Annotated in this window: 23 protein-coding genes; 4 read left to right on the top strand and 19 right to left on the bottom strand. The window is 40.2% G+C overall.

What is annotated here, in order from left to right; genetic code table 11:
• Positions 1–54 precede the first annotated feature (54 nt).
• On the bottom strand, positions 55–456 hold the full coding sequence (locus AC2IP4_RS01460) for an OsmC family protein (protein WP_486310490.1): 402 nt from the start codon (positions 454–456) through the stop codon (positions 55–57).
• 245 nt (positions 457–701) lie between these two features.
• Between AC2IP4_RS01460 and crp the strand changes: the two genes are divergently transcribed.
• On the top strand, positions 702–1,334 hold the full coding sequence (gene crp, locus AC2IP4_RS01455; protein ID WP_005421074.1) for a cAMP-activated global transcriptional regulator CRP: 633 nt from the start codon (positions 702–704) through the stop codon (positions 1,332–1,334).
• A 70-nt stretch (positions 1,335–1,404) separates the two neighbouring features.
• Here the strand turns inward: crp and AC2IP4_RS01450 are convergent, their stop codons facing one another.
• The 17 genes from AC2IP4_RS01450 to pilM all read right to left on the bottom strand — a co-directional run bounded on the left by AC2IP4_RS01450 (position 1,405) and on the right by pilM (position 18,324).
• A complete protein-coding gene (locus tag AC2IP4_RS01450) occupies positions 1,405–2,199 on the bottom strand; it encodes a DUF1338 domain-containing protein (protein ID WP_375321278.1) in 795 nt (264 codons plus the stop codon).
• A 12-nt stretch (positions 2,200–2,211) separates the two neighbouring features.
• Positions 2,212–3,669, bottom strand: coding sequence for a succinylglutamate-semialdehyde dehydrogenase (gene astD / locus AC2IP4_RS01445; protein ID WP_486310489.1), 1,458 nt, complete (start codon positions 3,667–3,669; stop codon positions 2,212–2,214).
• Positions 3,670–3,681: 12 nt separating this feature from the next.
• Positions 3,682–4,698 (bottom strand): arginine N-succinyltransferase, encoded by a 1,017-nt coding sequence (gene astA, locus AC2IP4_RS01440; RefSeq protein WP_130047179.1) that lies wholly within the window; start codon positions 4,696–4,698, stop codon positions 3,682–3,684.
• A gap of 151 nt (positions 4,699–4,849) precedes the next feature.
• The gene (locus AC2IP4_RS01435) at positions 4,850–6,064 is read right to left on the bottom strand and encodes an aspartate aminotransferase family protein (RefSeq protein WP_486306770.1); all 1,215 of its coding nucleotides are present in this window, start codon (positions 6,062–6,064) and stop codon (positions 4,850–4,852) included.
• A gap of 308 nt (positions 6,065–6,372) precedes the next feature.
• Positions 6,373–6,951 (bottom strand): aminodeoxychorismate/anthranilate synthase component II, encoded by a 579-nt coding sequence (locus tag AC2IP4_RS01430; protein WP_130047181.1) that lies wholly within the window; start codon positions 6,949–6,951, stop codon positions 6,373–6,375.
• An 85-nt stretch (positions 6,952–7,036) separates the two neighbouring features.
• Complete coding sequence (gene trpS / locus AC2IP4_RS01425; protein ID WP_375321280.1) at positions 7,037–8,053, bottom strand: tryptophan--tRNA ligase; 1,017 nt, start codon at positions 8,051–8,053, stop codon at positions 7,037–7,039.
• Positions 8,054–8,159: 106 nt separating this feature from the next.
• Positions 8,160–8,843, bottom strand: a complete 684-nt coding sequence (locus AC2IP4_RS01420; RefSeq protein ID WP_130047182.1) for a phosphoglycolate phosphatase — start codon at positions 8,841–8,843, stop codon at positions 8,160–8,162.
• A gap of 5 nt (positions 8,844–8,848) precedes the next feature.
• Positions 8,849–9,526, bottom strand: coding sequence for a ribulose-phosphate 3-epimerase (gene rpe / locus AC2IP4_RS01415; RefSeq protein ID WP_130043895.1), 678 nt, complete (start codon positions 9,524–9,526; stop codon positions 8,849–8,851).
• Positions 9,527–9,675: 149 nt separating this feature from the next.
• On the bottom strand, positions 9,676–10,506 hold the full coding sequence (gene dam, locus AC2IP4_RS01410) for an adenine-specific DNA-methyltransferase (RefSeq protein WP_130088139.1): 831 nt from the start codon (positions 10,504–10,506) through the stop codon (positions 9,676–9,678).
• An 83-nt stretch (positions 10,507–10,589) separates the two neighbouring features.
• Positions 10,590–12,053, bottom strand: a complete 1,464-nt coding sequence (locus AC2IP4_RS01405) for an SPOR domain-containing protein (protein ID WP_486306771.1) — start codon at positions 12,051–12,053, stop codon at positions 10,590–10,592.
• 3 nt (positions 12,054–12,056) lie between these two features.
• Positions 12,057–13,145, bottom strand: a complete 1,089-nt coding sequence (gene aroB / locus AC2IP4_RS01400; protein WP_375321282.1) for a 3-dehydroquinate synthase — start codon at positions 13,143–13,145, stop codon at positions 12,057–12,059.
• Between the two features lie 38 nt (positions 13,146–13,183).
• The gene (gene aroK, locus AC2IP4_RS01395) at positions 13,184–13,702 is read right to left on the bottom strand and encodes a shikimate kinase AroK (RefSeq protein WP_012551169.1); all 519 of its coding nucleotides are present in this window, start codon (positions 13,700–13,702) and stop codon (positions 13,184–13,186) included.
• 224 nt (positions 13,703–13,926) lie between these two features.
• Positions 13,927–15,660: a type IV pilus secretin PilQ gene (locus AC2IP4_RS01390; RefSeq protein WP_375321283.1), complete on the bottom strand. Its 1,734-nt coding sequence runs from the start codon at positions 15,658–15,660 to the stop codon at positions 13,927–13,929.
• Between the two features lie 25 nt (positions 15,661–15,685).
• Positions 15,686–16,204, bottom strand: a complete 519-nt coding sequence (locus tag AC2IP4_RS01385; RefSeq protein WP_375321284.1) for a pilus assembly protein PilP — start codon at positions 16,202–16,204, stop codon at positions 15,686–15,688.
• Complete coding sequence (locus AC2IP4_RS01380; RefSeq protein WP_375321285.1) at positions 16,197–16,778, bottom strand: type IV pilus inner membrane component PilO; 582 nt, start codon at positions 16,776–16,778, stop codon at positions 16,197–16,199. The genes AC2IP4_RS01385 and AC2IP4_RS01380 overlap by 8 nt, the downstream gene beginning before the upstream one ends.
• Positions 16,775–17,341 (bottom strand): PilN domain-containing protein, encoded by a 567-nt coding sequence (locus AC2IP4_RS01375; RefSeq protein ID WP_375321286.1) that lies wholly within the window; start codon positions 17,339–17,341, stop codon positions 16,775–16,777. Before AC2IP4_RS01375 ends, AC2IP4_RS01380 begins: the two co-directional genes overlap by 4 nt.
• Positions 17,326–18,324, bottom strand: coding sequence for a type IV pilus biogenesis protein PilM (pilM, locus tag AC2IP4_RS01370; RefSeq protein ID WP_486306773.1), 999 nt, complete (start codon positions 18,322–18,324; stop codon positions 17,326–17,328). Before pilM ends, AC2IP4_RS01375 begins: the two co-directional genes overlap by 16 nt.
• A gap of 138 nt (positions 18,325–18,462) precedes the next feature.
• Here pilM and AC2IP4_RS01365 point away from each other — a divergent pair, with 138 nt between their 5' ends.
• On the top strand, positions 18,463–20,961 hold the full coding sequence (locus AC2IP4_RS01365; protein ID WP_486310488.1) for a penicillin-binding protein 1A: 2,499 nt from the start codon (positions 18,463–18,465) through the stop codon (positions 20,959–20,961).
• A 71-nt stretch (positions 20,962–21,032) separates the two neighbouring features.
• Here the strand turns inward: AC2IP4_RS01365 and oxyR are convergent, their stop codons facing one another.
• On the bottom strand, positions 21,033–21,929 hold the full coding sequence (oxyR, locus tag AC2IP4_RS01360; protein ID WP_486310487.1) for a DNA-binding transcriptional regulator OxyR: 897 nt from the start codon (positions 21,927–21,929) through the stop codon (positions 21,033–21,035).
• Between the two features lie 177 nt (positions 21,930–22,106).
• Between oxyR and AC2IP4_RS01355 the strand changes: the two genes are divergently transcribed.
• Both AC2IP4_RS01355 and AC2IP4_RS01350 read left to right on the top strand, forming a co-directional pair.
• Positions 22,107–22,835, top strand: a complete 729-nt coding sequence (locus AC2IP4_RS01355) for a glutathione peroxidase (protein WP_375321290.1) — start codon at positions 22,107–22,109, stop codon at positions 22,833–22,835.
• 96 nt (positions 22,836–22,931) lie between these two features.
• On the top strand, positions 22,932–24,398 hold the full coding sequence (locus AC2IP4_RS01350) for a dihydrolipoyl dehydrogenase (RefSeq protein ID WP_486310486.1): 1,467 nt from the start codon (positions 22,932–22,934) through the stop codon (positions 24,396–24,398).
• The last annotated feature ends 57 nt before the right edge of the window (positions 24,399–24,455 follow it).

Raw genomic sequence — 24,455 nt, 5'->3', positions numbered from 1 at the left:
AAAATAAAGCCTCATACATCAAAATGTATGAGGCTTTTCTTTGCAAAGAATTATTTAAGCAATAATTTCCCAAGAATGCGTCACCTCAATGCCTTCACCTAGCATTAAACACACCGAACAATATTTCTGTAATGAATCAGCGGTGACTTGCTCAACCACCTTAGGATTAAGGTTATCGCCACTCACTTCAAAGTGAATATTAATATGAGTAAACAGCTTCGGCGCAGTTTCACGACGCTCACTTGATAGCTTTGCAACACAACCAAGTACTTCTTGATTTGCGGATTTTAGACCATCAACAACATCAACAGAACTGCATCCACCAGCGGCCATTAACACTAATTCCATCGGGCTTGGGGCTTTTTCACCACCATTTCCATCCATTACCACAGAGTGACCTGATTGAGATTGACCTAAGAAAGTAAATCCATCAATCCATTTAACTTCAGCATTCATAAAAGCCTCTTTACTACATAAAAGGAAAACTCATGATCCATTTCACGAAACTGTGCCCTTGGTCGCACTATTCATACGATCAAAGTCAAGAAATCGGTTGCGAAACAGGGTATGATTTTATCAATTATCTCAACGAACATGCAGCCTTGTTCCGATAACCATATTGTATAGGCCAAACTGATATTTGGCTCAGTTATTTTAAAATGGACATCGCCTACTTGGCAAACGCAGAGGAAGTATAAAGTATGGTTCTAGGTAAACCTCAGACAGATCCAACATTAGAGTGGTTCTTATCTCATTGTCACATTCATAAGTACCCATCAAAAAGTACTTTGATTCACGCGGGTGAAAAAGCTGAGACTCTTTACTACATCGTAAAAGGTTCTGTTGCTGTACTTATCAAAGATGAAGAAGGAAAGGAAATGATCCTTTCTTACCTTAACCAAGGTGATTTCATCGGTGAACTTGGCTTGTTTGAAGAAGGTCAAGAACGTTCAGCATGGGTTCGTGCTAAAAGCCCTTGTGAAGTGGCTGAAATTTCATTTAAGAAATTCCGTCAGCTTATTCAAGTAAACCCAGATATTCTGATGCGTCTTTCTGCTCAAATGGCAACTCGTCTACAAATCACTAGCCAAAAAGTAGGTGATTTAGCATTCCTAGACGTTACAGGCCGTATCGCTCAGACTCTATTGAATCTAGCTAAACAACCAGATGCAATGACTCACCCAGATGGCATGCAAATTAAGATCACTCGTCAAGAGATCGGTCAAATTGTAGGTTGTTCACGTGAAACTGTTGGCCGCATCTTGAAGATGCTTGAAGAGCAAAACTTGATCTCAGCACACGGTAAAACAATTGTAGTTTACGGTACTCGTTAATTTAACGCTTATCTTAAACAAATAAAAACGCAGCTCTTGAGCTGCGTTTTTTTATGCCTAAATTTTAGAATTAACTGTCTGTGCTTTCAAAAATTTTATCAGCAGATGCAGCGACAAATCCTGTATATATCTTGCCATTAGGTAGCGAATAACGCTTAGCAAACTCATAAAATCCACCAGGGATGTCAAACTCACCCTCAGTAAAGCTCACTTTCACTTTATCGGCCATGGTTGATGACTGTTCTAAGTAAACCTCAGGAGAGCCTTTCACTTCACCACCCACTTCGTTCATTGCAAAACCAGCATCACGTAAGTGTTGGTTCACATCAACCACTTCAGCAAACGCTTCAAGCTGATTAACATAAACCGTAAAGTGATTTGCGCCATAGCCATGAGCAGCTAACCAAGAAGCGTACTCACTCTCTTTTGCTAAGATTTGATATTCCTCAAAACTTAACGCCCAAGGACGGCCCGCTGAAAGAAAATCGCTGGTCGCAAAATAATGCGCTGGCACCTGTTCAACCAAAGCATGAATAATGTTCTGAGTCTCAAGCGATAGCTCTTCAACTAAAATCTCACTAATAAAAACAAGTGGCACATTAGGATCTGGATGCTCAAAATGCTGTGCTTTGAGTTTTTTAGTCTCAAAATCATACGTCTCACACGCTTTATACCCTATTGCTAAAAATGGGGCGGCTAACGTTTGCAAGCCAACCTTAGGCAAATTAAACGTACGTAATGCAATGTGATCGTTAATCAATTCATCGCCATTAGATAATAACTGATGAACCCTTCCTGCCGATGGGGATAAACGAGCAATATAATCTTGCCATAATGACGAAAATAAAGACGTTACGTTATTCATGCCTATCACCTCTTATAAAGTTAAACCCGGAGACAGTTGAGCGGGAATTTCACAGGTATCGCCTTCCATTGAGGCCATTGGGTAGGCACAATAATCTGCCGCATAGTAAGCACTTGGTTTCATATTGCCTGATGCACCCGGACCACCAAATGGCGCGTCACCACTTGCTCCAGTTAATTGACGGTTACGATTTACAATACCTGCACGAATATGCTCTACAAAATATTCCCACTCATTGTCATTCGTTGAAACAAGGCCTGCCGATAAACCATAACGAGTGTCATTAGCAAGCTCTACCGCTTCTTCTAACGTTTCATAGCGTACTATTTGCAATAATGGGCCAAAGTATTCTTCATCCGGCAATTCAGCAACATTAGTGGCATCGATAATGCCCGGAGAAACAAAGGCGTGACCTAAGCTTTTCGCCTCAAGCAGTGATTCACCACCTAAAGCTTGTAAATTCTTCTGAGCATTTAAAATAAACTCTGCCGCAGCGACTGATATTTGCGGTCCCATGAATGGCGCATTATCAGCAAACGGTTGATCAACCACAATGTTTTTTGCGACTTCAACAAGACGCACAACTAACTCATCTCCAGCTTGGCCTTTTGGCACATACAGACGACGAGCACAAGTACAACGCTGACCAGCACTGATAAAAGCTGACTGAATAATGGTATAAACCGTCGCTTCTTGATCACCAAAGTCTTTTGAAATAACCATCGGATTATTGCCGCCCATTTCTAGGGCCAGCATTTTCCCTGTATCTCCTGCAAATTGGCGATGTAGGATATGTCCAGTATTCGCACTACCAGTAAATAACAAGCCATCAATCCCTTTAGCGCTAGCCAGTGCTTCACCCGTTTCACGAGCACCTTGCACTAAATTAATCACACCGTTAGGTAAACCAGCTTGCTGCCATAACTTCATGATCACTTCACTAGTCCATGGTGTTTGCTCTGAAGGTTTTAATACCACGGTATTACCCGCAAGTAAGGCAGGAACGATATGACCATTTGGTAGGTGTCCTGGGAAGTTATACGGTCCAAAGACAGCCATTACTCCTAGTGGGCGATGTCTTAGTACAATTTTATTCCCTGCTGCTTCACGCTCTTTATGTGGCGTTCTTTCATGGTAAGCACGAATGGAAATCGCGATTTTCCCCACCATAGCTCCCGCTTCGGTTTTTGTTTCCCAGAAAGGTTTACCCGTCTCTTTTGCAATAACTTCCGCAACTTTATCAGCATTCTCTTTTACCAATTCAGCAAAGCGCTCGATAACCGCTTGGCGCGCTTCAAAAGGCTGCTTTTTCCACTCAATAAAGGCATGACGTGCCGCACTAACGGCAGACTCAACCTGCTCTTTGGTTGCGCTGTCTCCTTCCCACACCACTTCACTGTTGTATGGGCTTACTGATTGTATGGTTTCACCTTGTCCTGAAACCCAATCCCCTGCAATCCAATGTGTCATATCCTTTATCCCCTATTGAGCTAATAAACGTACGTAATCATCGACTTCTACTTGCAATGCCGTTGCCGCTTCTTGCGTTAAATGAACGGTATCAGTCGCTTTATCATAAGCGGCGGTGGTTGCTGTTGCTCTGAAATTCTCAAACGATGTGTTTGCAATTAAATACTGCTGTGAGCTGTTATGCTCTGTGATGATCACTTTAGCTTTAAATGAATTTCGCACCGATTCAATGCTGCGTAAATCACATTCAACCGTTGGCCCTGCATCAAAAATATCGACATAACCTCGACAGCGGAAACCTTCATTTTCTAATAGTCTTAGAGCAGGTTTAGTGTTGTCATGCACCTTACCGATAACCGCCTGAGCCTCTTTACTTAATAAGCTAACGTAGATTGGTAGCTTAGGCATAAGATCAGCAATGAATCCTTTATATCCAATACCCGTTAGATAATCCGCTTCAGTAAAATCAATTGAGAAGAAGTGTTTTTGCAGCCATTTCCAAAATGGTGACTCCCCTTCTGCATCAGAAACACCACGCATTTCTGCAAAAATAGTGTCTGAAAAACGATGCGGATGTTCCGCCATCATTAAAAAACGTGCCTTAGACATTAAACGTCCATTGAGGCCTTCACGAAACTCTGGGCGTAAGAAAAGCGTACAGATCTCAGTACTACCAGTGTAATTGCTACCAAAAGTCAGTACCTTCACGACATTATTAACATTGAGCTTACGTGAGAAATGAACCACTTTACTGATGTGATAATTATAGAAGGGAGAATCCAAACCAACCGCAGCTTCTATTCCTGTAGTTCCTGTAACTTCCCCCGTTACTGAATCTTGGCCAACCATTAGGTAACCTTCTGTTCCAGGCTCTTGAACTTCTTTTTCAAAACTATCTATGGAGTGATCAATTCGATTTCGTAATTGCTCTTCGTTAACGGGTAGCGAGGTGAACCCATGACCTGATTCCACAGCGCACTGATGAAGTGCAGGATAATCTTCCTGAGTGATAGGACGAATAACAAGCATCAATATTCCCTCCGATGCGATGTTGCGTAGACTATGCTAAGTCCAATAGATAAAACTTCAAGACTATCTATTGGAGTGAGCACTAGATGATTACTCTAAATAAAAGAAAGGCAACCCTATCTACTGGTGTTGCCCAACTCCTTATGTGAATCTATTTATTTAATGACGCAAGTGCTTTATCTAGACGCTCAAAACCAAGCTCTACGTCTTCTTTAGTAATAACTAGCGACGGAGTAAATCGAACAACATTGACTCCAGCAACAAGAACCATTAGCCCTTGTTCGCCTGCTGCTACAAGAACATCGCGAGCACGGCCTTGCCATGCGTCATTTAATGCGGCGCCAAGTAGCAAGCCTTTGCCGCGGATCTCTGCGAACATATCGTATTTTGCATTTAACGCTTCTAGCCCATCGCGGAACCATTGCTCACGCTCTTTTACGCCAGCCAATGTTTCTGGCTTTGCCACTTCTTCCACAACGGCTTCAGCAACAGCACATGCTAATGGGTTACCACCATAAGTTGATCCATGTGTACCCACTTTTAAGTGTTGAGCCAGATCTGTCGTTGTTAGCATGGCACCAATTGGAAAACCACCACCCAGTGATTTTGCAGTACTTAAAATATCAGGCGTAACGCCTAAGCCTTGGTACGCGTAAAAGTCACCAGTACGACCATTACCCGTTTGTACTTCATCAAAAATAAGCAGTGCGTTGTATTTATCACACAGTGATCTAACACCTTCTACAAATTCTGATGTAGGAGAAATTAATCCACCTTCACCTTGCAATGGCTCCATCATAATTGCACAGGTTTTTTCTGACATGTGCGCTTCAAGCTCTGCAAGATTATTGTATTCAAGATGAGAGATATCACCTGGCTTAGGACCAAAACCATCAGAATAAGCCGCTTGGCCACCGACGGTTACGGTAAAGAAAGTTCGACCATGGAAGCCTTGTTTAAATGCGATGATTTCACTTTTTTCTTCTCCATGAACATCGACAGCCCATCGTCTCGCTAATTTAAGAGCGGCTTCATTTGCTTCTGCACCTGAGTTAGCAAAGAAAACTTTTTCAGCAAATGACACCTCTGTGAGTTTTTTGGCCAAACGAATCGCAGGCTCATTGGTCATCACATTGCTAAGGTGCCACAGCTTTTGTGATTGCTCTTGTAAGGCATTAACCATGATAGGATGACAATGCCCTAAGCAACTCACTGCAATACCACCAGCAAAATCAACGTACTCTTTGCTCGCTTGGTCCCACACTCGAGCACCTTCCCCTTTGACGGGGATAACTTCCATTGGGTTATAACAAGGTATCATTACATCATTAAAATCTTTACGTTCGACTTGTGAATTGGTCGTCATCACACTTTCCTTCTGCGTATGCCGTTTTTCAGCATAATATTTACAAACCATTAACCTTTTCAATAGCACAAAATTCTTTTTTTGAACTAAAAAAGTTCCATTATCTATATCATATTGACTGATAAGTCAGTTTATTAGAATAGTTATAGAATAACGCTATAGCAGGTGAGTAGATAAGTAAACGAATTTATAAGAATAGAAGACACAAGGCTTATGCATAAATCTTCATATAAATAAGCAGAAAAAAAGACAAAAGAAAAAGTAAGAAGAGTGAACTAGATCGCTCTAGTTAACAGGGAAAATATTAATTATTTATTAATAAAATTAGAGAGGATATCGTGACCTTGCTCTGTCATTATCGATTCAGGATGAAATTGTACTGCTTCAATCGGCAGCGTTTTATGGCAAAAACCCATGATCTCATCCATTTCTCCCACTTCATTTTCTGTCCATGCAGTGACTTCAAAGCATGAAGGTAATGTCTCAGCTTTAACCACTAATGAATGATAACGAGTCACGGTAAGAGGATTATTCAGCCCTTTAAATACGCTTTGGTTAGTATGGATAATTGGCGAGGTTTTACCATGCATGACTTTTTTCGCACGTATCACGTCACCACCAAATACTTGAGCAATAGCTTGATGGCCTAAACACACGCCTAAGATTGGCAGTTTCCCCGCAAAATATTCGATTGCTTGTAGTGAAATACCCGCTTCATTTGGCGTACAAGGTCCAGGGGAGATAACTAAATGAGATGGATTAAGTGCCTCAATACCTGCAATGTCAATGTCATCATTACGAACCACTTTTACCTCTGCACCTAATTCACAGAAGTACTGATATAGGTTATAGGTAAATGAATCATAATTGTCGATCATTAACAGCATAAAGAACTACTTAAAAAGATGAATAAGAAATAAAAATTGCTCGCAGAGAAACCCTACGAGCAATCTATTTTATCAGAGCTAAAGACTATGGGCGAGTAACAAAACCAACCGCTTCAAACGCTTTTTTCAATGTTACAGCAGCACGCTCAGAGGCTTTCTCAGCACCCGCTTTCATTACTGAATCCATGTAGGCACGGTCTTCACGAATACGCTTGTATTCAGATTGGATAGGCTTAAGCATAGTAACAATCGCTTCACCAACGTCTTTCTTGAATGGACCGTACATTTCAACACCTTGGTATTGCGCTTCGATCTCTTCAAACGTTTTACCTGATGCCGCAGAGTACAGACCCATCAGGTTTGAAATACCCGCTTTATTTTCCCAATCATGGGCAATACGCGGTGGCATTTCTGCATCTGTTTGTGCTTTATTAATCTTCTTAAGAATCGACTTAGGATCTTCTAGCAGCGTAATAACGTTCTTACGGTTATCGTCTGATTTAGACATTTTCTTCGTCGCATCTTGTAGGCTCATTACACGCGCATTCACTTGTGGAATGTACGGTTCTGGTACGGTAAATAATGGCGCTTCAGGGCTGTAGATATTGTTAAAACGATTAGCAATATCACGCGCTAGTTCTAAATGTTGCTTTTGATCGCTACCAACAGGGACTTGATGTGCGCCATAAAGCAGAATATCTGCCGCCATTAATACTGGGTAATCAAATAAACCTACGTTAATGTCATTTGCATAACGCTTTGATTTATCTTTGAATTGAGTCATACGATTCAATTCACCCATTTGAGTGTAACAGTTAAGAAGCCAACCAAGTTGAGCATGCTCTGGTACGTGCGACTGAACAAATAGCGTGCTCTTCTTAGGATCAACACCAACCGCTAGACAAATTGCCAGTGCATCGAGTGTCGCTTCATGCAGCGCTTTAGGATCTTGACGAACCGTAATTGCGTGAAGGTCTACTACACAATACTGACAATCATAATCGTCTTGCATCTGTTGCCATTGACGTAGAGCACCCAAGTAGTTACCGATACTTAGTTCACCTGATGGTTGAACACCACTTAATACGATGGGCTTGCTCATGGTTATGATTCCTTGTTTAACTGTAAAAATTAAATGATCCACGATGGGATCATTTAATGGTTATTCTATTGTATTGATAGTCTTTATTTGTACTTATCAATGAATACTATCTTGCCACACTCATCACGGCTAATAAATGATTAAATTCATCACTCACCACATCAGGCTGACTATCTGCGATAGGCTCCCCATGGTTATAGCCATAAGTTAAACCAAAGCTATAGCAACCGGCTGCTTGAGCTGCTTGAATATCATTTCTTGAGTCGCCTACCATCAGCATCTCAGAAGGCGTTAATTGGTGCTTATCAAGCAACCAATTAAGTGCAAATGGATTCGGCTTTTTCTCAACAAAGGTGTCGCCACCGATCACATCGACAAAAAGATGAGCAAGCTGATGTTGTTCAAGTAATTCAGGAACAAATTGTGCGGGCTTGTTAGTAACAAGTGCTAATGCGTAACCTTGTTGATAAAGCGCTTCTAGCGTCTCTTTCACATTTGGGTATAAATGACTTAACTCATGACCACCATCATGGTAGTGATGATCTAAACGAGCGCGAGCTTGCTTAACCAATTCAGAGTCTAACCCTTCTCGAACTGTGACACTTTGGCTTAGTGCACGAGAGACAAGCACATCTGCACCATTACCAATCCAATGAGACGCTTGTTCTAGCGTGACTCTTGGGTAACCTACATCTTGCATAGCAAGGTCAACCGCACGAGCTAAGTCTGGAACGCTATCAAGCAGCGTCCCATCCAAATCAAAGGCGATCAGTTTGATGTTTTCAAACATGATTCTTAATTACCTTTTACTTTTGCTAGCTCTGCACGCATTTCATCAATCACTTCTTTGTAGTTTGGTTGATTAAAAATTGCAGAGCCCGCAACGAACATATCCGCACCCGCTTCAGCGATTTCACGAATGTTATCAACCTTCACACCCCCATCGATTTCAAGACGAATATCACGGCCTGACTCATCGATCAACTTACGTACTGCACGTAATTTATCTAGGGTACTTGGAATGAATGATTGACCACCAAATCCTGGGTTAACTGACATAAGTAGGATCATGTCTACTTTATCTAGAATGTAATCAAGGCAAGATAATGGCGTTGCTGGGTTTAATACTACCCCCGCCTGACAACCGTGCTCTTTAATTAATTGAAGCGTGCGATCAATATGCTCTGACGCTTCTACATGGAAGGTGATCATCGTTGCGCCTGCTTTAGCAAACTCAGGAACAATGCTATCTACTGGCTTTACCATAAGGTGGACATCGATTGGAGCCGTAATACCGTAATCACGCAGTGCTTTACAGATTGGTGCACCAAACGTTAAATTTGGAACATAATGATTATCCATTACATCGAAATGAACAACATCAGCACCTGACGCTAATACTTTTTCAACGTCTTCACCAAGACGAGCAAAATCAGCAGAGAGAATAGATGGTGCGATCAAAAAGTCTTTCATGTTGAGCCTCAGGTTAATAATTATTTAAGTATCGCCACAACGATATGGCGCAATCGATTAAATCGACGGCGCAATTCTACCTGATAATTATAAACCTGTCTTAAGCTCAATGAGTCTTTCGATGGGATTTTTGAAGGGTAACGATTAATTTACTCGCGGCACTCAGGCGCGTGGAATAACGCCATTAGCTCATCAACCTTATTACGACCGGCACCATTTCGACTGATCGTACGCTTCACCTTAATAGTATTAAGTGTTGCACCGTGGTAAAGACGACGAGTCAATGTGGTGTCGTGATTAGAGATCAATACTGGGATATCACGCTCAAACGCGGCTTTTTCCGCAATATCCGCCAATGCTGCTTGGTCATCAAGAGAGAAGCCATTACCTGCATAAGAGGTAAAATTCGCAGTGGTTGAAAGCGGAGCGTAAGGAGGATCACAATAAACAACGGCACCTTTGCGTGCTCGTTTAAAGGTATCGACATAGCCTTCACAGACAAACGTTGCTTTCTTTGCTTTTTCGGCAAAAAAGTACATCTCTTTCTCTGGAAAGTACGGTTTTTTATACGAACCAAAAGGCACATTAAAACCGCCTTTTTTGTTATAACGGCATAAACCATTAAAGCCATGGCGATTCATGTATAAAAACAATAAAGAACGACGATAAGTATCTGTGCATTGGTTAAATTCAATACGCAAATCAAGATACACTTCTTTTTGATTATATTCTGGTTGAAATAGCACTCGAGCGTCTTCAACAAAACGCTCAGGATCATCTTTAAGGTGATTGTAAAGATTGATTAAATCAGGATTAATATCGGCAAGAAGATAATGATCGTAATTTGTATTTAAAAATACTGAGCCCGCACCGACAAACGGTTCGATCAGTTTTCTAGCATCGGGAAGATGGCGTTGAATTTCCTCTACTAGGCTATATTTACCGCCAGCCCACTTGAGAAATGCGCGATGCTTTTTCATACGTCTTTTACGCCTTTTTACCTTAGTTCAGAAAGCGGGGGATTGTACCCTATTTTTTTACTAGGGTCTGTTTATCTTATCTCTTATTTTACTGAATCAATTTCACGGTGTACTTGTACTAAAGATTTAGCCCAAGGCCCTAATGTCTGTACTGAACTTGGTAACGTCTGTACTGCACCACGTGCCAATGAAATTGATGCATAGTCACCAAAGGTAACAATATACCAAATAGACCCATTTCGAAGCGCTTGATAAATACGTACTGATTTTTCAATTTTATATTCATCTAAGAACTCTTGAACCGCTTCTTCATTCGTTAATGCTGCTAACTGTAAGATATAATGCTTATCAGAAATAGTCTTCAACTCTTTAGTTGCTAAAGTAAACGTTATTGTAGATGCCAATTCACTTTCAAGGGTAGAGCTATCTTTCGCGTTACCTTCTTTAGCAGTAGGCGTCACTTTTACCGATACTATTTGCTCTTCATTCTCTATTTTAGTTGGTTCTTTTTGTTCATTCTCAATAGATGCAGAATCACTAACCAATGAATCTACTAACTCTGAAGGTACAATAACTCGCTTACTTTTTTCTACACTTGTTTCTGCGATTACAGGTGTATCAATAACGTCCGGCGGAATAGTATGAGTATCATCTTCTGGTTCAAGGTTACTCATTGCACTGTCTATTCTTTCATCCATATCAAGCGCTAACTTTGAATCATGCTCTAACGTGGTATCCACAGAAGGAGAAACTGACGTGGTTGATGATTGATTTAACCACCAATACCCTCCCGCTGCACCCAATAATAAAAGAGAGGCTAACGCTAAAACACCAACAGGTGAATTTGTTACAGAACGAATAATTACTCGACGCTCGGTTTTCTTTTCGCCTAAAGCAATCAACTCAGCAGGTAAACGCTTCGTTTTCTCCACCAAGTTACGAATCCTAGCTTTCTCTTCTCTACTTGCTGCAAAACGAACCACTAGCATTTCAGAAAAAGTCGCCGCTTCTTCTTGAGTTAATGGGACGATATCGATATCAACAGGCTTATTCTCTTGCCCATAAGAAACGCGAGATAACGCAGGTGTTAACTTACCCGCTTCCGAAAAGAGCAAAACATTAATCTGCCAATTAGGTGTCAATTGCGCTTTTTGAACTAAAAGCCATAATTCACTAAGTAATTCAGGAGGCAATAAATGAGCGTCATCAATCACTAAAACTAAATTACACTTTTCTCCAGCTAACATGCGCCCAATACTGTCTACTACAGTATCAAATTCATTGAATAGAGGATCTCGTACAACTTGTTTTAGGATAATACCGCGTTGTTGCTGTATTGATTGATTTGGATGGCACATAAGCAGAGCTTGATTAGCATCATCGCTCCACTTTTCGAGATAGCGCTGAGCAAGCCATGACTTTCCAGAGCCTTTAACCCCTTCAATATGTACTAAATTAGAACCAAAACGAGACACAAATTGAATGCGTGATAACACATCAATTTGGCTTTCTAATTCCAATACAGTTAAATCATGACCAATACTCATATTTTATGCCTTACATTGCTCAATTACTTCAGCAAGTACATCTTCAGAAACACCAGTGACAACTTCGGAACTGCCAATCGATGTTGGTAGAACTAAGCGTAACTTACCTGACAACACTTTCTTGTCACGCATCATGTGCTTCATAAATGCATCTACTGTCATTTCTTTTGGGGCTTTAAGAGGCAATTTCGCTTTTTCTAGTAGAGCACAAATACGCTCTACATCTTCTTGCGAAATTAACCCTTCTTTCTGAGCCGTAACCGCAGCCATTACTGTTCCTGCAGAAACTGCCTCACCGTGAAGCCAGTTACCATAACCCATTTCAGCTTCAATCGCGTGACCAAAAGTATGACCTAGGTTCAAGAGTGCACGCATTCCTGACTCTTTTTCATCTTTTGCTACAACGTCAGCCTTAATTTGGCAGCAACGTGAAATGGCATACACCAATGCATCATGATCGAGTGCATATAGCTTATCCATGTTTTCATCAAGCCAATCAAAAAAGTCACGGTCAATAATAATTCCGTACTTAATCACCTCTGCCATCCCTGCTGCGAACTCTCGCTCAGGCAATGTTTTTAGGCAATTAATATCTATAATAACGGCTTTAGGTTGATAAAAAGCCCCTACCATATTCTTACCAAGCGGATGATTTATTGCGGTTTTACCACCAACAGATGAATCGACTTGAGAAAGAAGTGTTGTCGGTATTTGAATAAAATCAACACCACGTTGATAACACGCAGAAGCAAAGCCAACGACATCGCCAACCACTCCACCACCTAGAGCAACAATAGTTACATCGCGACTGTGATTTTCTTCAAGTAAGAAAGTAAGAATATTATTGAAGGTGTCTAAATTTTTATATTGCTCACCATCATCTAATTCCAGTAGTGATACTTGGCATTCAAACGTATGTAAAGTGTCGATGATTTGCTGAGCATATAGCGGAGCAACCGTTACATTACTGATAACGACAACACGTTTTTTGGCAGGTATTACAGATGAAAAATGCGCCGGGTTGCAAAACAACTCGACGCCGATAGAGATGGGATAGCTACGTTCTGCTAAATCTACATGAATCGTTTCCATGATTCGTTCCCAGTATCTGTCTTAGTAAATAACTTGAATTAACGCTCTTCAAGCATTTGGATGATTTGATTTGCAACTACTTTTGCACTTTGATCATCAGTACGAACAACGTAATCAGACACTTCTTCATAAAGTGCATTACGCTCTTTCGCTAGTGCTTCTAGCACTTCTCGAGGTTCATCAGTTTGAAGCAACGGACGTTTTTTATCGCGTTGTGTGCGAGCTAATTGCTTCTCAATTGTAGTTTCAAGATATACAACGACACCACGAGCAGATAAACGATTACGACTCTCTTTACTAATTACAGAGCCGCCACCCGTCGCAAGTACAATGCCTTGCTCTTGAGTTAAATCGTTAATTACACCTTCTTCACGTATGCGGAAACCTTCCTCACCTTCAACGTCGAATACCCAAGCGATATCAGCGCCTGTACGTTCTTCAATTACCGTATCAGAATCAAGAAACTCCATGTGAAGTTGCTGTGCTAAGTGTCTACCAATTGTACTTTTGCCGGCGCCCATTGGGCCAACAAGGAAAATATTTCGTTTTTCAGCCATTTTTTAGAAATTATGCAAAGTTCATTAACGACATTGCCAACAGTTGTCTCTTCAATAGACATTCTCCTGTGGCACCATATTCCTCACAGATATTTCGTGATCAGACCAAAAATTATCTCAGTTTATAGCTAGTGATTGCAATAGCTAGATGAAAAGTTCAGCATAATTATTTTTTTCAAGTACTATTTTTAACGTATTTTGACCGCTTAGGTAACGCTATCTTATTACTGTATAACAACTTTTGGGGTAACGAAGATTAATAATTCTTTTTTACCTATATTTTCTGAGCTACGACGAAATAACACACCAAGCAGAGGTAAGTCACCTAATAGTGGCACTTTTTCTACACTATTTGATAGTGAATGTTGATAAATACCACCAAGAACGACAGTTTCACCATTATCAACTAATACTTGTGTACCAATACGTTGAGTATCAATAGCCACCGCTTCTCCAGTACCTGTTTTAACCACTTGTCCCGGTCTATCTTGAGTAACCGTCAAATCAAGAACCAAACGATTATCAGGTGTAATTTGTGGTGTCACCATTAAACTTAATACCGCCTTCTTAAATGAAACAGACGTTGCACCGCTAGAAGAGGCCTCTAGATACGGAATTTCGGTTCCTTGCTCTATATACGCAGGCTTCTTATTGGTTGTAATTAAGCGAGGACTTGAAATGATTTCTGCTTTAGATTCTGCTTGCAATGCAGAAAGCTCTAAATCTAATAATAAATTGGACCCCAACTTTGCAACCTGAAAAGCAATACTAGAAGCTGCAGGGTTTGCCAACCCTAAGTTTACATTTAAAAAATCATCCACAGGAAGTCCACCACCACTTGTACCTGAACCACCATCATACAAACCAACGGCAGCTAAATTACTTTCAATGGAGCCTCCCACAGTAGTACTTCCATTGGTATTCGTAATCCCCCAACGAACCCCGAGTTCATCAAGATTACCTTCATTAACAGTAACAATTCGAGCTTCAATTTGTACTTGTTTAATCGGAACATCAAGCGTATCAATAATATCTTTAATGACGATTAAATTTTCAGGGAGATCACGCAGCAGCAATGAGTTTGTTCGTTCATCTACCGTAATGCTACCTCGGCTTGAGAGCATGGTAATCTCTCCTTCACCAACTAATAACTCGGCAATATCTGATGCTTTAGCGTATTTAATTGAAAGGATCTCAGAAGAGAGAGCACCCAGCTCTGATGCCATTTGAGCTTGCTCTAAAACTTGTTGCTCTTGTGCATCCAGCTCTGATTTAGGTGCAATTAACACAACATTACCTTCCACTCGCTTATCTAACCCTTTGACCTGCAAGATAATGTCTAAGACTTGCTGCCAGGGAACGCCATCTAACCGCAATGTTAAATTGCCTTGAACGGTATCAGCAACAACTAAGTTAAAATCATTATAATCAGCAATAAGCTGCAATACATGTCGGACAGGAATGTCTTGGAAATTAATCGAAATAGGCTTGCTATCGTCATTCTCATTGCTAATTTTAGCGTTTTTATCTCTTTCTGGTTGAGATGAAATAACCACTTGTAGTGAACGATCTTTCAAAAAATAATCGTATTGATAATCTCCCTTAATATCCACCGAGAGAATAGTACTATTCGGCTCTCTAAACGTTTCAATTCTAGAGACTAACGTTGCAAAATCTTCAACATCTAAAATAACTAATTTATCATCGCTGACTTTTGTATCATGCAATTCAATGATTAATTTATCTGCCTCTTTTTTTAAATCAACCGTAGCAGCAGCGGAAGCGAGATCAACCGTGATCACTCCTTCTTTTTTCTGGCTCAATTGAAAATTCACACTCATCAGTTCATTTAAAGTCACTTCTTCAGCAGAAACGGTTAAATGAGTAGAAGAAAGCACAATAAGCGCACATAGTCGAAGACCGAATTGCTTGGTGATTTTCTTGCGTCCTAGCAACATGAGATTTTCCCAATCCTTTTCAAAATTAATGTTTCAACGCCAATTTTACGTATCTTTTTTGCCAGCAACCCATACCATCAGGCAAGGTCTCTTTTAATGTGATTTGCCTTGAATTAATATCGACAACCTGCCCATTGTTACTTCCCATATATTGCCCTTTACGCACCTTTACAACGCTTCCTTTTGGCGTTTGCACTAATGCAGTAATGTCTGAATCAGCCCCCATGACACCTTTTAACCGTAACCGATTAAGTGAATAGCGCTCTAACGCTCCTGTCTTCTTCCGATATTTTGGCTGCCAACAAGTTTTTTTCTTTACTGGCTGAGTCGCAATTTCCGGTTGCTTAGGTAACACAAAAGGAGAACGGCCATCCACTTGGGAATACGCTTCAACTTCAAAAGGAAGAACTCGAGAGAGTTTATCTACATCACTTTCTCCTTGTTGCTTTGCTTCAACATAGAAAGTATCCAGAGGATCTTTGTTTGCCTTACACCCAACCATCACTAAAGCACCAATAACCAATATTAAAAATCGACTACTCATGTTTCCCCCTAAACTGGTAGGTATAAGCCATGACACGAAAGTGTAAGGTACTGCTCTCTCTACTCACTCGTTGAATATCTATATTTTCCAAGCTAACAATACGAGGCAGATCAGCAATCGCTTCTGAAAACAAACCGATATCATGGTATTGGCCCGTTAATTCAATATTTAGCGGTAACTTATAAAGAAATTCCTGATTCTGTTTTTCCCCCCAATCGATTCGGGTGAAGGTTAATTTATTTTGAATACCAACCTGATTAATGCCAGAAAGCATACTTGCTAATTCTTTTTGCGCAGGTAATTGCTGGGCTAAAAACTCATAACGTAAATTGAGTTCATTCAACTGATTTTCCATTTCTGGCATCGCTGCAACTTGGTTGTATTTATACTTCACCGTCGTTTTTAAGCTAATTTCATCTCTCTTTAATTGCTCTGTGTCTTCCATTATTGGTTGCAACCAAAACCAATATCCTGCTGCTTGTACAAAAACACAAAGTAATAAAATCATTAACAGTTGTGGTATCAATGGCCATTCTGTTATTTCATCGAGATCTAACTCTCGCCAATCTGTCATGATTTTTTCTCCTTCGTCGAAGGCAGAAGTCTAAATGACACATCAAAGCTACTAACATCATGACCAAATATCTTTTGTCCTGAAACGATAGAGTGCATCTCTACAGATGAAATAAGTGGTGAGTTCTCTAACTTATCGAGCATGGTGGCAAGGCGAGCATTACTGTCACTAAAACCTTTAATCTCAACTTGTTTCTTATGCATACGCACTTTATTTAAGTAAATACCTTCCATGATCATATCTGGTAATACATTTAATAATTGTGTAGTGGTATTTCTATTCTGTTGCAGGTCTTCAACAACGTCCAAACGAGTTAAAATAGAATCATGCTGTTTTCCTATTTCGTTCAACTCTTTTAACTCATTGTTTAACCATCCTATATGGCTCTCTAAAGAATGGTTCCGCTCTACTTGTAATGCGCTTTGCTTCTCTAAATACTGTGCAATCCCCCATTGAACAACCACGGAGGCTATAACACCAAAACACAGCATTAATATAAATCGACGTTGGTACTTCGCTCTTTTTTCTTCTCTCCAAGGCAATAAATTTATTTGGTAAGCCATTCAGCACCTCTTAAAGCAAGACCTAAAGCAGATGCATATTGATTCGCTTGCGCACTAACAGGCATCACTTCTTGGCTCGATATTTTAAATAAAGAAGCAAGATTCAAATCCAAAACAGGTAATGACAATTCATAACTTAATGAATCAGATAGCCCAGGCAGAAGTGAGCCGCCTCCAGTAATCCAAACGCCTTCTATTTTGTGATTATGAATTGAAGAATATAACGTTATTTGACGACGGATATGACCTGATAATTGTGCGATAAATTGAGAATCAGAACCAAAATCAATGACTAATGACGGCTCACTTTTTCTTTCTTGATCCTGCTGTAACGCCCCAAAGACAATATGCTTTGTGTATGAGTTTTGATTTGGAGATGTCACGCAAAAAATAGTTTGTTGGTGACCTATATCGACTAGCATCCAATTTTTTTTATCAGGAAATGTTGTTGTACTTCTCTGCCATAAAACAGATAACGCATGTGAGTGAACATCAGCCAATACAGGTGATAACCCTGCTAATTTAAAACACTCTTGTCGTGATTGAACAAGCTCTTTACGTGCAGCAAAAACTTGATAGGTTGTCGTTTTTAAACTACCCACCCCTCGCTGCTTTACTGCAACAAAATCAATATTCAGATCATCAACCAAAAACGAAGATTGCTGTTCAAAAGTATGAGAAATAGAAAACTCAGTTTCTTTGGCATCCAATCCACTATCAACTTGAATAACCTTAGTAATGATACTGCTATCGGGAATGGAAAATGCCACACGTTTTTGACTAAATTTTAGCTTTTTCTTTAAACGAGATAAGTACGGCTTTATTTTTTCAAGATGTAATGTGTTGGCATCTAAAAAGACAGCATCTGATAATAAGATTTCAATACAGCCAACTAACTCTAATTGACCTTTTTTTAACCTTACAGATACTGCTTTAATGCTATGATGCCCTATATCTAACCCCGTGACGGTGGGATAAATCATCTTGATTTAACTCCAAGTAATAAATAAATATCTCAAAATTAAGCGTTTATTTGCGTTATTTTTTGTTGTGTTATATTTATACTACTAAGTTATGGGTTGGAAACGACAATATAGATTAAAGTAAACGGGAAATATCAGGTGAAGTTCATAAAGGCACTGCTTATAGTTACATTGGTTTGCATTATTCTTGGGGTCACAACAATTTTTGGTTTTTACCAATATGTGAAGCCAGAATTACCAGATGTCGCTACATTGAAAGATGTTCAACTACAAACGCCAATGCAGGTATATAGCCGCGATGGAAAACTAATCGCTCAATTCGGTGAGAAACGTCGTATTCCTTTAAAATTGGAAGAGATGCCACCTCATTTGCTTGAGGCGATCATTGCGACCGAAGACAGTCGTTTTTATAGCCACCACGGGTTTGATCCTATCGGCATCACACGTGCTGCTTTTGCTGTCTTAGCATCAGGTTCTGCAAAGCAAGGTGCGAGTACCATTACTCAACAACTTGCACGTAACTTCTTCTTATCTAATGAGAAGAAAATTATGCGTAAGATTAAAGAAATCTTTATTGCCGTTCATATAGAGCAGTTACTGACCAAACAAGAGATTCTCGAACTTTACTTAAATAAGATATATTTAGGTTACCGCTCTTATGGTGTGGGCGCAGCAGCTCATGTTTACTTTGGTAAAGAAGTGAGTCAATTAACCCTTGGTGAAGTCGCTATTATTGCTGGTTTACCAAAAGCACCTTCAACTATGAACCCTATCTATTCAGTTGACCGCGCAACGACTCGTCGAAACGTTGTGTTATCACGTATGCTTGATGAAGGTTACATCACAAAACAAGAATTTGATGACGCAAGAGCTGAAAAGGTTATATCTCAATATCACGGTGCAGAAATAGAGCTCCAAGCACCTTATATTGCTGAAATTGCTCGTGCATGGATGGTAAATAAATACGGCGAAGAAGCTGCATATACTTCAGGTATGAGTATTTACACAACCGTTGACTCTAAAATGCAAGCGGCAGCAAATAAAGCATCGATTGATAACCTACTTGCTTATGACGAACGTCATGGATTCCGTGGTGCTGTTAAAACAGTATGGGAACCAAAAGCAACTCCGCTTGACGAAGATGCGATTACTAAACACCTAAGAAATGAACCTTCTTACGGGGAGCTAATACCCGCCGTTGTCACTAAAGTTTCAGGAAAAACAGTCACTGTTGATATTAAAAACAACGGTATAGCTACGATTCCATGGGATGGTTTAAAATGGGCTCGTCGCTTTAAAACAGATAAACGCCAAGGCCCTGCACCTCGCCGAGCATCTGACATTCTTTCAGTTGGTGAACAAATTTACGTTCGTCCATTAAGCGAAGAAACAAAAGATGACATCACTACGACGATTTGGAAATTAAGCCAAGTTCCAGCTGCCAATACGGCATTTGTTGCAATGGACCCAAATGATGGTGCAATTACATCATTAGTTGGTGGTTTCAACTTTGTTCACAACAAATTTAACCGTGCAACCCAATCTGTACGTCAGGTAGGTTCAAGTATTAAACCATTCATTTATTCTGCTGCGTTATACCACGGTAAAACACTAGCAAGCTTAATTAATGACGCACCAATTAATACATGGGATGCAAGTCAAGGTACGGCATGGAGACCAAAAAACTCGCCACCGACTTATGTTGGCCCAGCTCGTTTACGTATTGGTTTAGCCCAATCTAAAAACGTAATGGCAGTCCGAGTTTTACGTGAAGTAGGATTAGATGAAACCATCGATTATCTTACTCGCTTCGGTTTTAAAAAAGACGAGCTACCTCACTCTGAAACCATTGCGCTTGGTGCTGGTAGCTTAACTCCTGTGCAGATGGCACAAGGGTTCTCTGTATTTGCCAATAACGGTTATTACGTTGAGCCTTACTATATCGACCACATTAATAGCCCATTTGGTGATGAAGTTTACAAAGCAACACCAAAGACTATTTGTCACAGTGATTGCTCTAACCAAAATGATGAAGACTCTCCTTACGCTAAAAAAGTTATTTCAGCACAAAATGCCTTTTTAGTTAAACAGATGATGTATAGCAACATCTGGGGTGGTGGCATATGGAGTAAAGGAACTGGCTGGAATGGCACAGGTTGGCGTGCTCAAGTGTTAAAACGTCGCGATATCGGTGGTAAAACAGGAACAACTAATGACTCTGTTGATGCATGGTATAACGGTTATGGCCCTAATGTTGTTGCAACCGCTTGGGTTGGTTTCGATAATCCATCACATCACTTAGGTTATACAACTAAGAACGACAACATGACTAAAGAAGAAATGGCCTTTGGTGGTGAAGCGGGAGGTAAGACCGCTATCTACTCTTGGGTTAACTTTATGAAGGTTGCTCTTGATGGTGTCCCACAAACAGAAACTCGCCTTCCTGCTAATATCATCAAAGTAAAAATAGACCGTGAAACCGGTTTGTTAAGTAATAAAAATGATGAAACTAGCATGTGGGAATATTTTGCTGGTGGTACTGAACCGACTGAATACGTCAAAAAAGACTTCCAAGATACTATCTATTCATCAGGTGATGCAGATGGCGATGGTGAAGAGGACGAAAGCCTTTTCTAAATCAGTAATCTTGTAAATAAAAAGGGACGCTTAATTTGCGTCCCTTTTTATTTCATGTTGTGACTAAAAATCTAGCTAATAACATCTGTCATTTTAGTTTCTATCTCTTTTGCTAAAGCCTCATAGCGCACTTTTAATGGAGAGCCGGGACGATAAGCTAATACGATTTGACGATGTGGCACAGGCGCTTGTGCAGGTAAATAACAAACCCCATCTCGTTCTTTTTCTTTAGGTACTGACAAGTAAGGCATTAAGGTTATACCTCCTCCCGCAGCAACCATGTTTCTCAATGTTTCTAAACTAGTTGCTTTAAAATGGTCATCATCTTTTGCTCCTGCTGCAAAGCAAAAACCAAGCGCTTGATCTCGCAAACAATGACCATCGCCTAACATTAATACTGATTCACCATTAAGGCGAGACATGTCTATTGACTCTTCTTCTGCCCATTTATGATCTTTTGGAACCGCAAGTACCATGGGTTCATCATAAACAGGAACTTCAATAAAAGAACTCGTCTCATCAACTGATGCCAGAATCATACAATCAATTTTGCCTTCTTCTAACATTTTAACCAATTGATGAGTCTGCGCTTCATGAAGGTATAAATTTAAATCAGGAAATTGAACCTTCAATGTAGGCACTATCCATGGCAGCATATAAGGACCTACTGTTGGTATAAAACCAAGATGTAATGGCCCTGTCATTTCCTTTCCTTGTTGATTAGCCAATTCAGAAAATAACTTAACTTCAATCAAAATTCGTTTTGCTTGCTCAACTAACTGCAAGCCTGCTTCAGTAAATAAGACCTTGCGACTAGTACGTTCCAATAAGGTTAATCCAACCTCTTCTTCTAACTTCTTGATTTGCCCACTTAAGGTCGGTTGGCTAACAAAACAGGACTCTGCTGCCTTACGAAAGTGCTTATGCTCAGCAAGTGCGACCAAGTACTCAAAATCTCGGATATTCATGTATTACACTCCTGAAAGCTTAAATCTCACTATGATAAATATTTTGATAGATTCTAACGATTGAAACGATAACACCAAACGATTAGAACTATCAAGTTAGCTTTTGCATAATAGCTACATCAACCGGGAAGACCCCGAAAAGAAATTTAAAATTACTCAAAATTAAAGGACATCATTATGTTTACATCTAAAGAAGGTCAATCAGTTCCTCAAGTTACTTTTCCAACACGTAAAGGTGATGCTTGGGTTAACGTAACAACAGAAGAACTATTTAAAGACAAAACAGTTATCGTATTCAGTCTTCCAGGTGCATTTACTCCAACCTGTTCTTCAAGCCACCTACCTCGTTACAACGAGCTTTATTCTGTATTTAAAGACAACGGCGTTGATGAAATTGTTTGTGTCTCTGTAAACGATACGTTTGTAATGAACGCATGGAAAGCAGATCAAGAAGCAGAAAACATTACTTTCATTCCAGATGGTAACGGTGACTTCACTGACGGCATGGGCATGCTAGTAGAGAAAAATGACATTGGTTTTGGTAAGCGTTCATGGCGTTACAGTATGCTAGTTAAAAACGGTGTAGTTGAAAAAATGTTCATCGAAGAAAACGTACCGGGTGACCCGTTCAAAGTTTCTGATGCTGATACAATGCTTAACTACATTGCTCCTGAACACAAAGAACAAGAGTCGATTACAGTATTTACAAAACCTGGTTGTCCTTTCTGTATGAAAGCGAAACAAAACCTAATCGATAAAGGTCTAAACTACGAAGAAGTGGTACTGGGTAAAGATGCAACAACTGTAAGTTTACGTGCAATCTCTGGTCGTACTACAGTTCCTCAAGTATTCATCGGTGGTAAACACATTGGTGGCAGCGAAGAACTAGAAGCTTTCCTAGCTTAATATCGAACTCGATAGTTAATAAAAAATAGCCCACTACGCTGTGGGCTATCATTTCAAGACTCTTCTTCTAAAATAAATCTACGTGAGAGATGAATTATGAAACAAGTCAATGTTGATGTAGCTGTTATCGGTGGTGGTACAGCAGGTTTAGGCTCTTACCGTGCAGCAAAAGCACATACTGACAGTGTTGTCATGATTGAAGGCGGCCCTTACGGTACCACTTGCGCTCGCGTTGGTTGCATGCCATCTAAGCTATTAATTGCTGCTGCAGAAAGCGTTCACCAAATTGAAAAAGCACCTAAATTTGGTATCCACCCTCAAGGTGAAATCGTAATTAATGGCCGTGAAGTAATGGAGCGCGTTAAGTTTGAGCGTGACCGTTTTGTTGGGTTTGTTTTAGAAGGCGTTGATGAAATTCCTGCTGAAGATAAAATCTCTGGTTACGCTAAATTTTTAGATGATAATACGATACAAATAGACGATCACACTATCGTAACGGCTAAACGCATTGTAATAGCAACAGGCTCTCGTCCTGCTTATCCTGCAGTATGGAATGAATTAGGTGACCGTCTGATCATTAATGACGATGTATTTAACTGGGATGATTTACCAAAATCAGTGGCGGTATTTGGCCCTGGTGTTATTGGTCTTGAACTTGGTCAATCACTTCATCGCTTAGGTGTTGAAACCAAATTGTTTGGTTTAGGTGGTCAAGTCGGCCCAGTAACAGACCCTGAAGTAATGGCGTATGCTAATAAAGCCTTCAACGAAGAATTCTATCTTGATGCTGATGTAAAAGTAGAAAGCATGAAGCGTATCACCACTGAATCTGGTGAAGATCGTGTTGAGATTATATTCATCAATAAACAAGGTGAACTAGAAACTAATCTTGTTGAATATGTATTAGCAGCAACAGGTCGTCGCCCAAATACCGACAAATTAGGTCTAGAGAATACCTCTCTTGAACTGGATGCTCGCGGTGTACCAACGGCTGATCACTACACATTACAAACATCACAACCAACCATTTTCATTGCTGGTGATGCAAGTAACCAATTGCCACTATTACACGAAGCCGCAGACCAAGCCCGTATTGCTGGTGATAATGCAGGTCGCTTCCCTGAAATCCGAGCAGGCCTTCGTCGCTCAAAAATCTCAGCAGTATTCTCTGATCCGCAAATTGCAATGGTTGGCGAAACGTATAAAGAAATTACAACACGCCTAGGTACTTGTGGCTGTTTCGCAACGGGTGAAGTGTCTTTTGAAAATCAAGGTCGCTCACGAGTCATGCTACGTAACAAAGGGATACTTCATGTATACGGAGAACAAGGAACAGGCCGATTCTTAGGTGCTGAAATGATGGGACCAAATGCCGAGCATTTAGCACACCTATTAGCTTGGGCACATCAAAATAAGATGACGATATCAGACATGTTAGATATGCCTTTCTACCATCCAGTGATTGAAGAAGGCGTTCGTACTGCCCTTCGTGATTTAAATGCAAAATTACATTTAGGTCCTGAAACAATTAAACACTGCATGGATTGTGGCCCTGGTTGTTAGCCCTCAATCATTAACATAAAAGACAAAACAAAAGTCGATGTGAAAACATCGACTTTT

It is taken from the genome of Aliivibrio thorii, assembly GCF_057368585.1.
The sequence above is the reverse complement of the archived record's forward strand: the minus strand, read 5'-3'. Positions and strand labels throughout refer to the sequence as shown.